At 63.1% G+C, this 12,955-nt stretch carries 15 protein-coding genes; 9 read left to right on the top strand and 6 right to left on the bottom strand.

Annotated features, from left to right (window positions below; translation table 11 throughout):
- Positions 1 to 41: 41 nt before the first annotated feature.
- The 4 genes from HSEST_RS03320 to HSEST_RS03305 are packed head-to-tail and all read left to right on the top strand — an operon-like array spanning position 42 to position 2,733.
- Positions 42 to 1,265: an HD domain-containing protein gene (locus HSEST_RS03320; RefSeq protein ID WP_229122152.1), complete on the top strand. Its 1,224-nt coding sequence runs from the start codon at positions 42 to 44 to the stop codon at positions 1,263 to 1,265.
- A gap of 31 nt (positions 1,266 to 1,296) precedes the next feature.
- A complete protein-coding gene (locus HSEST_RS03315) occupies positions 1,297 to 2,319 on the top strand; it encodes an amidohydrolase family protein (RefSeq protein WP_229122151.1) in 1,023 nt (340 codons plus the stop codon).
- A 58-nt stretch (positions 2,320 to 2,377) separates the two neighbouring features.
- Positions 2,378 to 2,602, top strand: a complete 225-nt coding sequence (locus tag HSEST_RS03310) for an antitoxin VapB family protein (protein WP_229122150.1) — start codon at positions 2,378 to 2,380, stop codon at positions 2,600 to 2,602.
- Positions 2,599 to 2,733: a twitching motility protein PilT gene (locus HSEST_RS03305; protein WP_229122149.1), complete on the top strand. Its 135-nt coding sequence runs from the start codon at positions 2,599 to 2,601 to the stop codon at positions 2,731 to 2,733. The genes HSEST_RS03310 and HSEST_RS03305 overlap by 4 nt, the downstream gene beginning before the upstream one ends.
- On the opposite strand, the gene HSEST_RS03300 is transcribed toward HSEST_RS03305, so the two are convergent.
- Both HSEST_RS03300 and HSEST_RS03295 read right to left on the bottom strand, forming a co-directional pair.
- Complete coding sequence (locus tag HSEST_RS03300) at positions 2,719 to 3,285, bottom strand: hypothetical protein (RefSeq protein ID WP_229122148.1); 567 nt, start codon at positions 3,283 to 3,285, stop codon at positions 2,719 to 2,721. The two genes, HSEST_RS03305 and HSEST_RS03300, sit on opposite strands and share 15 nt — an antisense overlap.
- 207 nt (positions 3,286 to 3,492) lie before the next feature.
- Positions 3,493 to 3,912 carry a hypothetical protein gene (locus HSEST_RS03295; RefSeq protein ID WP_229122147.1) on the bottom strand — a complete coding sequence of 140 codons (420 nt, stop codon included), beginning with the start codon at positions 3,910 to 3,912 and terminating at the stop codon, positions 3,493 to 3,495.
- 327 nt (positions 3,913 to 4,239) lie between these two features.
- Here HSEST_RS03295 and hpt point away from each other — a divergent pair, with 327 nt between their 5' ends.
- Positions 4,240 to 4,809, top strand: coding sequence for a hypoxanthine/guanine phosphoribosyltransferase (gene hpt / locus HSEST_RS03290; protein ID WP_229122146.1), 570 nt, complete (start codon positions 4,240 to 4,242; stop codon positions 4,807 to 4,809).
- A 42-nt stretch (positions 4,810 to 4,851) separates the two neighbouring features.
- Here hpt and gatD read toward each other — a convergent pair whose 3' ends face one another.
- Entirely contained in the window at positions 4,852 to 6,096 is a 1,245-nt protein-coding gene (gene gatD / locus HSEST_RS03285; protein WP_229122145.1) for a Glu-tRNA(Gln) amidotransferase subunit GatD, read from the bottom strand.
- A 104-nt stretch (positions 6,097 to 6,200) separates the two neighbouring features.
- On the opposite strand from gatD, the gene HSEST_RS03280 reads away from it, so the two are divergent.
- A complete protein-coding gene (locus HSEST_RS03280) occupies positions 6,201 to 6,701 on the top strand; it encodes a hypothetical protein (RefSeq protein WP_229122144.1) in 501 nt (166 codons plus the stop codon).
- 2 nt (positions 6,702 to 6,703) lie between these two features.
- Here the strand turns inward: HSEST_RS03280 and HSEST_RS03275 are convergent, their stop codons facing one another.
- On the bottom strand, positions 6,704 to 7,354 hold the full coding sequence (locus tag HSEST_RS03275; protein ID WP_229122143.1) for an ArsR/SmtB family transcription factor: 651 nt from the start codon (positions 7,352 to 7,354) through the stop codon (positions 6,704 to 6,706).
- A 75-nt stretch (positions 7,355 to 7,429) separates the two neighbouring features.
- Complete coding sequence (locus HSEST_RS03270; protein WP_229122142.1) at positions 7,430 to 8,278, bottom strand: hypothetical protein; 849 nt, start codon at positions 8,276 to 8,278, stop codon at positions 7,430 to 7,432.
- Between the two features lie 204 nt (positions 8,279 to 8,482).
- On the opposite strand from HSEST_RS03270, the gene HSEST_RS03265 reads away from it, so the two are divergent.
- The 3 genes from HSEST_RS03265 (at position 8,483) to HSEST_RS03255 (ending at position 11,333) form a co-directional block, all read left to right on the top strand.
- Positions 8,483 to 8,842, top strand: coding sequence for a DUF5802 family protein (locus HSEST_RS03265; RefSeq protein WP_229122141.1), 360 nt, complete (start codon positions 8,483 to 8,485; stop codon positions 8,840 to 8,842).
- Between the two features lie 25 nt (positions 8,843 to 8,867).
- Positions 8,868 to 9,764 (top strand): Vms1/Ankzf1 family peptidyl-tRNA hydrolase, encoded by an 897-nt coding sequence (locus HSEST_RS03260; protein ID WP_229122140.1) that lies wholly within the window; start codon positions 8,868 to 8,870, stop codon positions 9,762 to 9,764.
- 153 nt (positions 9,765 to 9,917) lie between these two features.
- On the top strand, positions 9,918 to 11,333 hold the full coding sequence (locus tag HSEST_RS03255) for an ATP-binding protein (RefSeq protein WP_229122139.1): 1,416 nt from the start codon (positions 9,918 to 9,920) through the stop codon (positions 11,331 to 11,333).
- A gap of 23 nt (positions 11,334 to 11,356) precedes the next feature.
- Here the strand turns inward: HSEST_RS03255 and HSEST_RS03250 are convergent, their stop codons facing one another.
- Entirely contained in the window at positions 11,357 to 12,925 is a 1,569-nt protein-coding gene (locus HSEST_RS03250) for a hypothetical protein (RefSeq protein ID WP_229122138.1), read from the bottom strand.
- Positions 12,926 to 12,955: the final 30 nt, after the last annotated feature.

Genomic DNA, 12,955 nt, shown 5'->3' with positions numbered 1-12,955 from the left:
CTGGCCGAGCCTTTTGTCGGGAGCGACCGTACGTCCGGACGATGAAGACGATCAAGGACAGCGTCCACGACTACATCGAGGTCGAGGGCGTCGCGCTGGACCTGCTCGACACCGCGCCGCTCCAGCGACTCCGACACATCTCTCAGTTGGGGACTGTGACGCTCGTCTACCCCTCCGCGAACCACACCCGCTTCGAGCACTCGCTGGGGGTCTACCACCTGGCCAGCCGCGCGCTCTCGCATCTCGGCATCGAGGGCCAGCAGGCCGAACGGGTCCGCGCGGCGGCTCTGCTCCACGACGTGGGTCACGGCCCGTATAGCCACAACGTCGAGGACCTCATCCATCGCCACACCGGCAAGTACCACGACGAGGTCCACGACCTGCTCGGTGGAGGTGCGGTCGCCCGGATCCTCTCCGAACACGGTCTCAATCCCGATCGAGTGGCGGATATGGTGGCCGGCGAAGGGGAACTCGGGCAACTCGTCTCCGGCGAACTGGACGTCGACCGGATGGACTACCTCGCGCGGGACGCCCACCACACCGGCGTTCCCTACGGGACGATCGACCACGGCCGGCTGGTCCGGGAGTTGCGATTCGTCGACGGTGACCTCGTGCTGGCGGCGGGCAACGTTCAGACCGCCGAGAGTCTCCTGCTCGCTCGCGCGCTGATGACGCCGACGGTGTACAACCACCACGTCGCCCGGATCGCGAAGGCGATGTTGCGACGCGGGGCCGAGCGCCTGCTCGCGGAGACGGCCGTCGATCCGGAGCGACTCCGCCGGATGGACGACAAGGACCTGCTGGTCGCGCTGCGGTCGAACGACGCGACCGAGGGCTACGGCGAGCGGCTGAGCTACCGCGACCTGTTCAAGCGCGCGGTCTGGGCGGAGATGGACGCCGTGCCCGACGATCTGCTCGATGCAGATCACGACGAGATCCGCCGGCTGGAGGACGATATCGCCACGGAGGCCGACATCGATCCCGGGCACGTGATCCTCGACGTGCCAGAGAAACCGGAGCTGAAAGAGACCTCCAGTCGGGTGATCGTCGGCGGGGAGGTCCGCCGACTCGAAGAGCAGTCGACGCTGGTGCAGGCGCTGCGGGCCGCCCAGTACGACCAGTGGCGACTCGGCGTCTACGCACCCCGGGACGCGCAGGATCGGGTCGGTGACGCCGCCGTGCGGGTGCTCGGCCTCGACGTCGAGGAGACGCTGGTCAGCGACGTCCGGTCCGGGATCCACGCGACACTGGACGAGTTCCAGTAGGGTTCAAGGCCGGGCCGACCCACTGACCCGTATGGACATCGAAGGAACGATTCTGACGGGGCGGGCGTTCGAGCCGATCGAGGGCCGAGTGGTAATCGAGGACGGCGAGATCGCGGCCGTCGAGGAGACCGCCACCGACAGCGATGCGATCGTGCTGCCGGCGTTCGTCAACGCCCACACCCACATCGGCGACTCGATCGCCAAGGAGGCAGGGGCGGGACTCTCGCTGGACGAACTCGTCGCGCCCCCGGACGGGCTGAAACACCGACTCCTGCGGGAAGCCTCACGCGAGGAGACCGTCTCGGCCATGCGGCGTTCGCTGCAGTTCATGGAACAGTCGGGCACTGGCGCGTTCATCGAGTTCCGCGAGGGCGGCGTCGAGGGCGTCGAGATGCTCGAAGACGCGCTTGAGGGGCTCGCAATCGAGAGCGTCGTCCTCGGCCGCGAAACCGTCGATGCGATGCACGCGAGCGACGGGTTCGGCGCGAGCGGCGCTCGTGACGCGGATTTCGACGCCGAGCGAAACGCGACCCGGCGGGCCGACAAGCTGTTCGGCATCCACGCGGGCGAGCGCGACAGCGCCGACATCAACCCCGCGATGGACCTCGACCCGGATTTCCTCGTGCACATGGTCCATCCCGAGCCCATTCACTACCAGCGACTCGACGACGAGGCAACCCCGGTCGTCGTCTGCCCGCGCTCGAATCTCGTCACCGGGGTCGGCGTCCCGCCGATCCGCGAGTTGCTCGACCGGACGACCGTCGCGCTGGGGACCGACAACGTCTTTCTCAACAGTCCGTCGATGTTCCGCGAGATGGAGTTCGCCAACAAGCTCGCGGACGTCTCCGCTCGCGACGTGCTCGGTATGGCGACCTGGGCGGGTGCCGACATCGTCGGCCTGAACGCGGGCGAGATCAACGAGGGCAAGGACGCCCGCCTGCTCGTGCTCGACGGCGACTCGGACAACCTCGCCGGCGCGCAGGATGTCGTTCGGGCGGTCGTCCGACGGGCCGGCGTCGATGACGTGCGCGAGGTCGTGCTCGCTGCGGAGTAGGGCATACTTGCGGCCCCTCGCCGGACAACTAAGTACGTGTATGTCTAAACGTACACGTATGGGGACGAAGACGCTGACCATCACCGAAGAGGCCTACGAGCGCCTCAGGGCCCACAAGCGCGACGACGAGAGTTTTACTGACACGATACTGCGGATTACCGGCGACGAGCGTGACGTGATGAAGGGGTTCGGCGCGATGAGCGACGTCGAGGGCTTTCGCGAGGAAGTCGAACGGGTCCGGGGAGAACTGGACGGTGATCTTCGGGAGCGAGCGGAGCGATGATCGTTCTCGATACGTCGTTCTTGCTGGACTACCTCGACGGCGTGGACGTGACTGCTGAGTTTCTTGACGAGCACAAAACCGAACCGCTGTTCGCGCCGTCGCTGGCCCTATTACTATTATTGATTGGTTGAAATGGAGAAGGTTGTCGCTATAGCGTCTCCGTTTTGATCTTGATCTTCATTATGGGCAAGCGTCCCAGAAAACACGAACCGATACTTCCCGTCCACAATCTCTGCACAATTTGAAAAAATGACAGGCTTCTGATGATTCATACTCGATGAATTGAACGACCAACGCATCGATTCTCCGGCTTCCAGTCCGAGAGCGAACTTCGCGTAGCTGAACTCGGACGTCTTCTCGTATATCGAACGCCACACCCCATCTACCTCCGTCTGAATATCGAATTTAAATCTCCGACCAACGGTCTTCGGATCTCCAGATGTGTTTTCGAGTTCGACAACGAAGTCTTCGTTTGCCCCAACTTCTCTCGGTTCAACTTGCAAGCTGAAACCGTGATACGGGCTTTCGTGGACCTCCAGAGGCCACCATTGTAGTATCGATTCTGGGCACCGATCCCCGCCTGACGATTTACTATTCATGAGAGAGATAGACTCACAGCCGGCTAGAGAGGCTCCTACAGCTGTCGACACCATACCGAGGCATTGTCTCCGGGAGGGTTCCATATTGTGTTATTTTTCGTCCAATCACTAAAAATTATCGTAGCTAAATTCCAATCATATCATTCTTGGAACCTTTTCCGTGAGACAGCGATAGCTTCGTGCCAGTTCGCTCCGGTGCGGCGGTCGCTCTCGGACAGAAGCCGCTTCGAATACTTTGACTCAGTCGTGTTTAGATGCCTAAAATCGACACGCAGATCCGCCAGGTCGACATCATGCCCACCCTACTTGATGTCCTGAGCATCGAACGCGACGGGCCGACGATCGACGGGGATCCCTCTGTTGCCCCACGAGGCCCTCGAAGATCGCGACGCCTACATCAGAGCCTGCGGGAAGTCCCTCGTCCGTGAGAAGAACTGGCAGCGAGCGGTACTCGCCCTCGACGGCGTCCGGTCCACCGAAGATCATGAACCCCTCGATCGGCTGGGATGGGTACGTCGAGAGCATGTTCATCACGCCAGCGGTCCGGCCCTCGTCGTTGAGGTAGTCCCAGATTTCGGGCGTGTCGAAGTCGCTCCCGTTGCAGATGGCTATCTCTTCGTTCGCCAGATCGACCTTCTCGAACCAGAAGACGCCGAAGCCACCGGGGTTCTTCCCCGAGGCGTAGCATTTCCAGTTCGTGTACGATATCATCAAAGAAATCTCAGAGGGAGATGACTTCGATCTCAAACCGCGTTGTCTGAGGAATACGGACCAGCGAGTCAACTGTGGCCTCTTACTCGGAGATCGCCTCGTCCGTTCCCCGTCCACGTTTCGAACCAGCGTCCCGCTCGCGGCCGTTCTCTCGAGTTGGGCGTCGAACTCGCCGATCGCAACCGAGAGCACGAATTGACTGATTGCTGTATACGCGCCTTCTATCTTGCACGTCTTAAAAATATGACTACTATTCGATAGGTGGGAGGCATAAACACGGTCGCCTCGTGACGGGCAGTTTTTAACGGCTGGGGGAGTAGCGCGGACATGGACCGCCTCAGGCAGTCGATGCTCGACGCGCCGATCATCGAAAAGGACGGCTACCATTACTTCGTCCACCCGATCAGCGACGGCGTCCCGATGCTCGAACCGGAACTGCTGCGCGAGATCGTCATCAGGATCATCCGCAAGGCGGAACTGGAAGACGTCGACAAGATCGTCACGCCCGCCGCGATGGGGATCCACATCTCGACGGCGCTCTCGCTGATGACCGACATCCCCCTGGTCGTCATCCGCAAGCGCAAGTACGGCCTCGAAGGGGAGGTCTCGCTCCAGCAGGTGACCGGCTACTCAGAGAGCGAGATGTACGTCAACGACGTCTACGAGGGCGACAAGGTGCTCGTGCTCGACGACGTGCTCTCGACCGGCGGGACGCTCGCCGGCATCACCGGCGCGCTCGAGGAGATCGGCGCCGAAATCGTCGACATCGTCGCCGTGATCAAGAAGGTCGGCGGCGAGAACAACCTCGACGACACCGACTACGACGTCAAGACGCTGATCAACGTCGACGTCGTCGACGGCGAAGTCGTCGTCGAGGACCCGCAGGGCGACGGATAGAGCGCTAGACGGCCATTCTCGCGAACGCGTCGAGACGGAAAGTTACGTCCAGGGAACGGATCGGTCCTGGATCTCGCCCGCGAGTTCGGTCCCCATCGTCTCCTCGATGTCTTCGGCGTTGGCAAGCGCCCACATGAGTTTGACCTTTGCCGTTCCAGGTAGCATGTCTTCGCCTTCGATCACGCCGGCATCGAGCAGGTCGCGGCCCGTATCGTAGACGCGATCACAGACTCGTCCGTCCAGACACTGACTTGTCATGACGACGTGCGTCCCGTCGTCGATGAGATCGTCGACGTACTCGATCCAGTCTGTGTTGACGTGGCCGAGTCCGGTCCCCTCCAGGACGATTCCGGCCTTGTCGTCGTAGGCTTCGAGCACGGCCGGATCGGTCCCGGGCGTGAACTTCACCAGTTCGACCTCGGTTTCGAGATCAGCGGCCAGTTCGAGATTGGCCTCGCCGCGCTCGCGGTACTCGCGGCGGAACGAGACCTGGCGGTCCTCGTAGACGACTTCGCCGAGCGGTTCCGCGCCGACGGTTCCGAAGGCGTCTCGACGCGAGGTGTGGTTCTTGCGGGCGCGCGTCCCACGGTGGAGCGCGCAGACCTCGTCGGACGCGTCCGCGTGCATGCAGATCATGACCTCCGCGGCGTCGCTTTTCGCGGCCTCGACCGCGCAGACGGCGTTCATCACGTTGTCCGAGGAGGGACGGTCGGCCGAGCGCTGGCTGCCGGTGAAGACGATCGGGACCGGCGTCTCCAGCATGAACGCCATCGCGCTCGCGGAGAACTGCATCGTGTCGGTACCGTGCATGACGACGACGCCGTCCGCGCCCGCCTGGATCTCCTCGTGGATGGCCTCGGCCAGGTCCTGCCAGACGTCGGGCGTCATGTTCTCCGAGAGGATGTTCGCGACCACCCGCCCGCGGTAGTTGGCCAGCCCCGCGAGTTCGGGTACGGCACGGAGCACGTCTTCGGCGTCGAACTGTGCGGTCACAGCGCCGGTGCGGTAGTCGACCGTCGAGGCGATCGTCCCGCCGGTCGAGATGAGCGAGATCGTCGGGAGATCCTCGTCGAAGGAGATCTCGGATGCGCTCTCCTCGGCCTGTGCACCCTCGATGTCGTAGACGCCCGCTTCCTGGACATCGACGTCGGCGGCCTCACGGTCGATCCCGACGTTGTAGCCGCTGTCGAGTTTGATCACGAGATTGTCGTCCGTCGAGGAGGGCAACAACACCCCGTCGTAGGACTGCTCGCCGCGGTCGACGTGAACCCGGTCGCCTGGTTGCATGGATCGGGTTACCGCTCGCGCGGACTTGAAACCATCTCTTGGCGACGGGCATCCGAAACGCCGGAGAGCAAATTCCTATCAACCTGGCCCGTCAACCACGAGCCATGGCCGAGCGCACCGACCAGCTGAGCCGCGAGGACGAGGTCGGCGAGGTCGATCTCGACGCCATCATGGACGAACAGCCGGACGCGACCGAGACACACACCGAGACCAGCGGCGGGATACGGGGACGTATCGGGGATCGGATCGGGAGTGTCTTCTCGGTACAGACGTTCGCGCTCGCGCTGGTGCTGTCTGTCGCACTGGCGTTCGCTTCCGGAGCCGTCGTACCGTTCATTCCGGACAACGTCACTGGGCTGGTGGGCATCTTCCTCGCTGGCGGGGCGATCGGCGTCGGATCCGACAGCCGGCGCTACCTCGAAGTCGGCGCGGCGGCGCTGATGACGGGGGCACTGACGATACTACTCAGCAACTTCACCATCGCGGTGTTCGGGCCCGGCGCACCGCTCGTCGCGGTCGGTGCCAGTTCCAGCGGAATCGCCGGCCTGCTGGGCCACTACGTCGGTCGTGACCTCCGTGCCGGACTGACCCGGGACATCGAGTGATATCACGTGTCTGCCAACAGCCACTGTTCGCCGTCGCGTTCGACGACGTCCTCGACTTCGAGCAATCGTAACACGTCGAGCACGATCCCCGGCGGCGCGTCCACGCGACGACTGAGTTGATGTGGGGTCGCCGCCCCGTCGGTGAGGGCCAACAGCACCTCGACGGTGAGGCGGTCGTCGCCGTCGATCTGATCGCCGATTCGCTCCATGACGTCGGTCAGTCGTCCCTGAACCCACCGCTGGGCGAGCGACAGTTCGTTTCGGAGCCGCTCGAGTTCGCGCAGATCGGTCGCGAGCGAGTCGAGATCCGACTCACCGTTCGGCTCCAGATCCACGGAGAGGTGCTCACAGGAGGTGAGATCAAGCCCTGAACTGGCCGGGTACGCGCTCTTGGCACCGTATTCGTACGGCGAGACGGATACCTCCAGGCGGAACCCCCTGGCAATATAAAAGTACTTGCGGCGCTGTTCGTCGACCCGGCTCTCGATCAGTCCGGCCGATTCGAGCTTTCGCAAGTGATCGATAACCGCCTTCGGACTGACGCCGATGTACTCACTGATCTCCGTCACGTAACAGGGTTTGCGCGCGAGCAGCCGGAGGATGCGCCGACGGTTCGCGTTCCCCAGAAGATCGAGCAGTTCGGCGGAGTCCATTCACCTGATGTAACCAGTTCTTCTATAAAAGGCTTTCCCTAAATCCGGATCCCGAGACTGGTCACCATGGCCGAACTACTCGTTCGATCGCTCGGACGCCCGTTCGTCAGCGGTGGACGGACTGGCGGGCTGGCCTTCCGGAGGATCGTCCGAGGTATCGTCGCTCGATTTCGGAGCGTGGGAGTCCGATCCGTTCGTTTCGTTCGTGCGGCCGGGGCGTTCGGAAGGCGTTCTCTGCGTGGCGTTTTCGGGGTCAGTCGGTTGTCCGTGCGTGTCATCGTGACCGGGCGGACCGTGCGTGCCGTTCCCGCTTTGATTTGGCGGGCCCTCTCCAGGAGGTCCGTGATTAGCCGGCGGGCCACGGTCGACAGGCGGACCGACAGTGGTCAAGTTTCGGGCCATCCGGGCGACGTCCTGTCCGTGTAGTCGGGACGCGTTGTTCCGAAGGCGTTCGAGTCGAGTCGTGTTCACGCCGGCCTCACTGGCGACCTGTTGGGTCCGCTGCAGCGTCGAATTGAGGGCGTCGATCCGCGCCTGCAGCGCGGCGAGGCGCCTCGCATCGGACGGATCAGTGACGTTCCCCGACCCGGTCTCGTTCAGTTCCGCCCGGAGCGCTTCGAGCCGGCGCTCCAGGACTGTGGCCCGCCGGTCGACCATATCGGTCCGGTTCTCCGAGGCGTTGAACTGATGGACCCAGATGCCTGTCTCGACGCTGTTGCTGACCGCGACGGCGGACGATTCCATGAACGCGCTGATCTGACTACCCATCGTGGCGTTCGCCTCGACGGTTTCGTTGCTCGGTAGCGGATCGAAGGGGTCGCGTTGCTCGGCCCGGGTATCGATAGCCGACGTCGCGATCGCCGGTGTCACTACTCCCGCAACCGCCAGCAGGACGACGATCACGACGGTCCAGCGGGGTGCCATTACGACGATGCTTCGGCTGGATCGCCTAAAAACCCGGACGTTCGTTCGGACTGTTCAATACCGAATGAGACGCCCACAAAATCGCTTAGAGAGTTCAATATGTGCTATACATAGATTACAACTAGGCAAAGCGTGGCTCAGCGTGGTCGACCGTACGCCGCGGAAGACTTATTCGTATCCATGTGTGAGATAGACACGCATAGAATGTTCGAACAGTTCTCCCGGGGGTATTATCTCGGACGGCTGTACGTCGAGCCCCAGGACCAGCAGTCGGCAGCGCTGTGCCGCGAGCAGTACGAGCAAATCGCCACGCAACTATACGATGGCGAGAGAGCCATTGCATCGGGGAAGCCACTCGTGATGAAACTCGGGACCCGGCACTTCCAGGTCCACGGCGGGAGTGGCGTTCCGGCGGACACGCTCGCCGTCCCCCCGGAAGTGCTCGACGACAGCACGCGGGTCCGGAACCCGCCCGCACTCAAGGAGGTCTTCCTGGCGAAGGCCGATCGGGCCGCACAGCTACTCGAGATGGAACAGTCCCTGCCCGATCAGACCGGGATTTAAGCGCCTTCGCGCCCCGACCCCGGGTATGTTCGACGAGTTGTTCGGTCGTGCCGAACTCAAAGAGCGCATCGAAGCGCTCGAAGACGAGAAGTCCCAGCTTTCGGAACAACTCGATGCCGAGCGAAAGCGTCGCAAGGACGCCGTCACCGACAGACAGGCTGCCGAACGACGCGTCAACGAACTCGAAGACAAGATCACGCAGTTGCGGGACCGAATCGAGCGTCTCGAAGCGGGCGAGCGCTCGATCGAGTATCGGCGGCGTGAGCAATTCTCACCGACCCGAGTCGAAGCGATCCTCGACCGGCTGCTCTCGATCGAGGGGGACGAACAGAGCATCCTCACGGCCGTCCTTACGGACGACCACGGGACCCCGCGGGCTCTCAGAGACGGGTTCGGCGAGCGTGCGGCGCTGGTCTCGCGTGCCGCGCCCTGTCTGGCCGTGACCGATGACGCCGGCATGGTAAGCGTCGCCTTCGACGTACCGAACCCGCCCGAGCCGTTCGCGAAATGGGACGACAGCGTCGACATCGATCGATCGTGGTTCGAGCCGACGGGGGAGTTCACGCTCGCGCTCGTCCGGTCCGACCTGTTCGCGATGGGCGTCTACGAGGGGCGCAAACGGACGGCCTTTCACGGGTTCGACAGCGAACTCAAGAGCAACCACTCCAAGGGCGGGTTCTCGCAGTCGCGGTTCGAGCGGATCCGCGACGGACAGATCGACACGCACCTCGAACGGTGTCAGGAAGCACTCAAGGAACGGCCGGCGGACGCGCCGCTTTTCGTCGTCGGTGAGCGAAGCGTCCTCGGTGCGGTGGCCGACGCTGCCGATGCGACCGCTACCGTTGATGCCACCGGTGACCCCGAACCGGCACTGGATCAGGCCTTCGAGAGTTTCTGGACTGTGACGGTATATGGGATCTAGCGGCAATTCGCGATATTGCCGATGATAGACAGCGCCATAGTCGTGGTCAAGAGATCAGTCAGAGAGGACGGAGGGGTGACATGTTGCCGGATAATATCAAACCTGGTATCGGAATACGGGCGTTTAAAGAGTGATAGTGTGTAGATGGGGGAGATGAGTCCGTCGCTCGAAGTGATTATCGTCGACGATCCCGAAGCTGCGACGGCGATCGGGGAGACCCTATCACGGGCGGACGATCGACTGGCGGCTGAGACGGTACCGTCGGCGAGTGAGGCGCTCGATCGGTTGGCCGAGCGGGAATACGACGCTGTCGTCTCCGAATACCGACTCCCGGAAGGGGACGGACTGTCACTCCTGGAGACCATCAGAGAGGAACGAGCAAGCGAGATCCCGTTTATCGTGTTCACCTCGGAGAGCAGCGAAGACGCTGCGATCTCGGCTCTGAACCGCGGTGCTAATCGATATCTGCGGAAACAGGACACACAGGTAACGGAACTGGCCGACGCCGTGAAAACGGAGGTCGAGCGGTATCACGTCGAAAAGCGAAATCTATTGCTCGGTGACATCATCAAAGAACTCGACGATCCGGTGATGTTTCAGAACCGGGACGGCGAGTTCGAGATCGTCAACGAGGCCGTCGCGGACTACGCGGACATGTCGAAATCGGACCTGATCGGTACTGACGAGTACGCGTTTATGGACGAGCACGCCGCCGAAACGATCGAGTCGAACAAGAGGCGAGTCATCGAAGAGGAGACGGCACTACAGTACGAGATCCGGCCGGCGTTCCCGAAACGAGACGAGCGATGGTTCTCGACGCTTCGGTATCCACACTACGACGAGAACGGACGCGTGGACGGCACGATCGCGATCTGTCGGGACGTGTCCGAGTTGAAAGAAACGGAGCGGGAGTTGAGACAGAAGCGCGATCGCCTCGAGGAGTTCGCCGGGTTCGTCTCGCACGACCTCCGGAACCCGCTGAACGTGGCGAGCGGTCGGCTGGAATTGGTCAGAGACGACTGTGACAGCCCTCATCTCGAAGATATCGAGGTGGAACTAGAACGCATGGACGATCTCATCACGGATCTGCTGTCGCTGGCCCAACAGGGAGCGGTCGTCGGTGAAATCGAGCCGGTACAGCTACGGGAGGTCGTCACGCAGTGCTGGAACAGCGTCGAAACGCGCAATGCCGCCCTCGTCGTCGACGAGACACCGACAGTACGGGCCGATCCGAAGCGCCTGACGACGCTGCTGGAGAACCTGTTCAGGAACGCCGACCAGCACGGCGGCACCGACGTGACGGTCACGGTCGGCAGGCTGGACGACGGCTTGTACGTCGCCGACGACGGCGTCGGGATCCCCGCGGATGACCGGGAAGCCGTCTTCGAGACGGGCTACTCGACGGAGCGCGACGGGACGGGCTTCGGGCTGGCGATCGTCCGACAGATCGTCGAGGCACACGACTGGGAGATCAAGATCACGGACAGCGAGCACGGCGGCGCACGGTTCGAGATCACCGACGTCGATATCGTCAGTAGTGATAGCGCTCGCGCCGAAACGGGCGGATAGGGACGGAAGTCGTTTCGAGGCGGTCAGATCCACTCGGCGAATGACTCGGTTTCGCGACTCCGCCGGATGTACTCCCGTTGCATCCGCTCGATCGCGGTCGGTAGATCGATTCCGTCGTGGAGGTGCTCGCGAACGCGGGCTTTCTTCCAGCCACTAGGCGTCCTCCCCGTGCGCCACCGCGTTCGGATCGGGTCGAGATACGACGCGGCCGTCCGCTCGTCGATCCCCTGGACGTCGAGTCCGTACTCGGCGTACTCGAATATCTCGGCGAATATCTCGTCCGGGTCGGTCGTCCGCTCGCCGTCGGCGGTCAGCCAGGCCAGATCGGCGTCGAGCCCGTCCCGGGCGGCCGCGTAGAACGACGATTCTGCGGCGTGCCACGGCAGGTCAGCAAGCGGGTGCTCGGCGGCGACCAGCCCCCGTATCAACCCGGCTGTCAGCGCCTGCAGGCCGACGACGTCGGGGACTGTCGGCTGTGTGGGGAGCGGGCGGTACTCGATGCGAACCGAGCGTTCGTCGCCGGCTCCCTCGACGGGATCGCCACCGATGACACACCGTACCCACCGCCAGTAGGTGCCGCGCTTGTGTTCGAACTCCCAGTAGTTGTCCGTGTACTCGGCCCCGCCGCCGGTATCGAGCCAGTCGCTGAGAAACGGCGCGACGACGTCGTCCTCGCGCACCCGGTCGACGACCTCGGTCACGGTATCGAGATCCTCGGGGACCCGCACCTTCGGGTTTTCCGTGACGTTGACTGACTGCTCGAAAACGGCGATCCGGAGTTCGTGATGGGTCCGCTCGATCAGTTCGAAGGGGTCGTCCACGTCGGTGTAGAGGTCCGCAGGGAGAAACGGGGAGTTGCTCGCAAGCGCCACGAGCGGCCCCATCGTCCGGATCGCGACGTTGTAATACTCGGGGAAGGCCGCCGACTGCGGGATCTGCAGGTGCGGTTGGATCGACGTGGCCAGCGATTCGACGAGGATCGAAGGGAACGACTGCTCGACCCCCGGGACCGACAGCTCGATCGAACCGTCGGCGCGTTCGAGCAGATCGTTGTCGATCGCTACGTATCGCGGGTCGGTCCGCATGTTCGTCGCCAGCCTGACGCCGTCGATGTCCGTCGTCGCCGAGAGATACTCGACGGTTGCAGGGTCCGGCGGGATCGTCCACATCGCATCGAGAACGAGCGCACAGTTCTCCTCGCCCGCGGCCGCACGAGCCTTCGCGGTTTCCATCTCGATCGCGGTCGATTGCGCGTCCAGGCCGGCCGAATCAAACGTATTCGGATCGGTGTTGATCTCGGCGTTGTGCAGGCCCAGCTCCTTGCTGACCGCGTCAGTATCCTCGAAGATGCTCCCCGGGATCTGGTGGAGCCGACTCTGTTCGGTCGGGAGAACGGGGCCGCCACCGCTCCCGGGTTCTCCGGCGACCGCGTACACCTCCATCTCGAGCCCGATCGCGAAGCCGTCGTTATCCAGTGCTCCCGTCTCGAATTGCTGGTAGAGGAAGTCCGTCTGCTCTCGGACGCGGCTGTCGAACGTCTCGCGCGTGGCAGGATCGAGCGAGCGCGCCACCAGATCGGCCAGATCCGTCATTGCCGGCCATATGCGGCCCACGATGATAGT

Origin of the sequence: Halapricum desulfuricans, from assembly GCF_017094465.1 — an archaeon.
Classification (GTDB): Archaea; Halobacteriota; Halobacteria; order Halobacteriales; family Haloarculaceae; genus Halapricum.
This window is presented reverse-complemented; position numbering and strand designations above follow the sequence as displayed.

Coding starts and splice junctions, on each gene's coding strand:
- HSEST_RS03320 (WP_229122152.1), top strand. CDS start 42: ATGAAGACGATCAAGGACAGCGTCCACGACTACATCGAGGTCGAGGGC.
- HSEST_RS03315 (WP_229122151.1), top strand. CDS start 1,297: ATGGACATCGAAGGAACGATTCTGACGGGGCGGGCGTTCGAGCCGATC.
- HSEST_RS03310 (WP_229122150.1), top strand. CDS start 2,378: ATGGGGACGAAGACGCTGACCATCACCGAAGAGGCCTACGAGCGCCTC.
- HSEST_RS03305 (WP_229122149.1), top strand. CDS start 2,599: ATGATCGTTCTCGATACGTCGTTCTTGCTGGACTACCTCGACGGCGTG.
- HSEST_RS03300 (WP_229122148.1), bottom strand. CDS start 3,285: ATGGAACCCTCCCGGAGACAATGCCTCGGTATGGTGTCGACAGCTGTA.
- HSEST_RS03295 (WP_229122147.1), bottom strand. CDS start 3,912: ATGATATCGTACACGAACTGGAAATGCTACGCCTCGGGGAAGAACCCC.
- hpt (WP_229122146.1), top strand. CDS start 4,240: ATGGACCGCCTCAGGCAGTCGATGCTCGACGCGCCGATCATCGAAAAG.
- gatD (WP_229122145.1), bottom strand. CDS start 6,096: ATGCAACCAGGCGACCGGGTTCACGTCGACCGCGGCGAGCAGTCCTAC.
- HSEST_RS03280 (WP_229122144.1), top strand. CDS start 6,201: ATGGCCGAGCGCACCGACCAGCTGAGCCGCGAGGACGAGGTCGGCGAG.
- HSEST_RS03275 (WP_229122143.1), bottom strand. CDS start 7,354: ATGGACTCCGCCGAACTGCTCGATCTTCTGGGGAACGCGAACCGTCGG.
- HSEST_RS03270 (WP_229122142.1), bottom strand. CDS start 8,278: ATGGCACCCCGCTGGACCGTCGTGATCGTCGTCCTGCTGGCGGTTGCG.
- HSEST_RS03265 (WP_229122141.1), top strand. CDS start 8,483: ATGTTCGAACAGTTCTCCCGGGGGTATTATCTCGGACGGCTGTACGTC.
- HSEST_RS03260 (WP_229122140.1), top strand. CDS start 8,868: ATGTTCGACGAGTTGTTCGGTCGTGCCGAACTCAAAGAGCGCATCGAA.
- HSEST_RS03255 (WP_229122139.1), top strand. CDS start 9,918: ATGAGTCCGTCGCTCGAAGTGATTATCGTCGACGATCCCGAAGCTGCG.
- HSEST_RS03250 (WP_229122138.1), bottom strand. CDS start 12,925: ATGACGGATCTGGCCGATCTGGTGGCGCGCTCGCTCGATCCTGCCACG.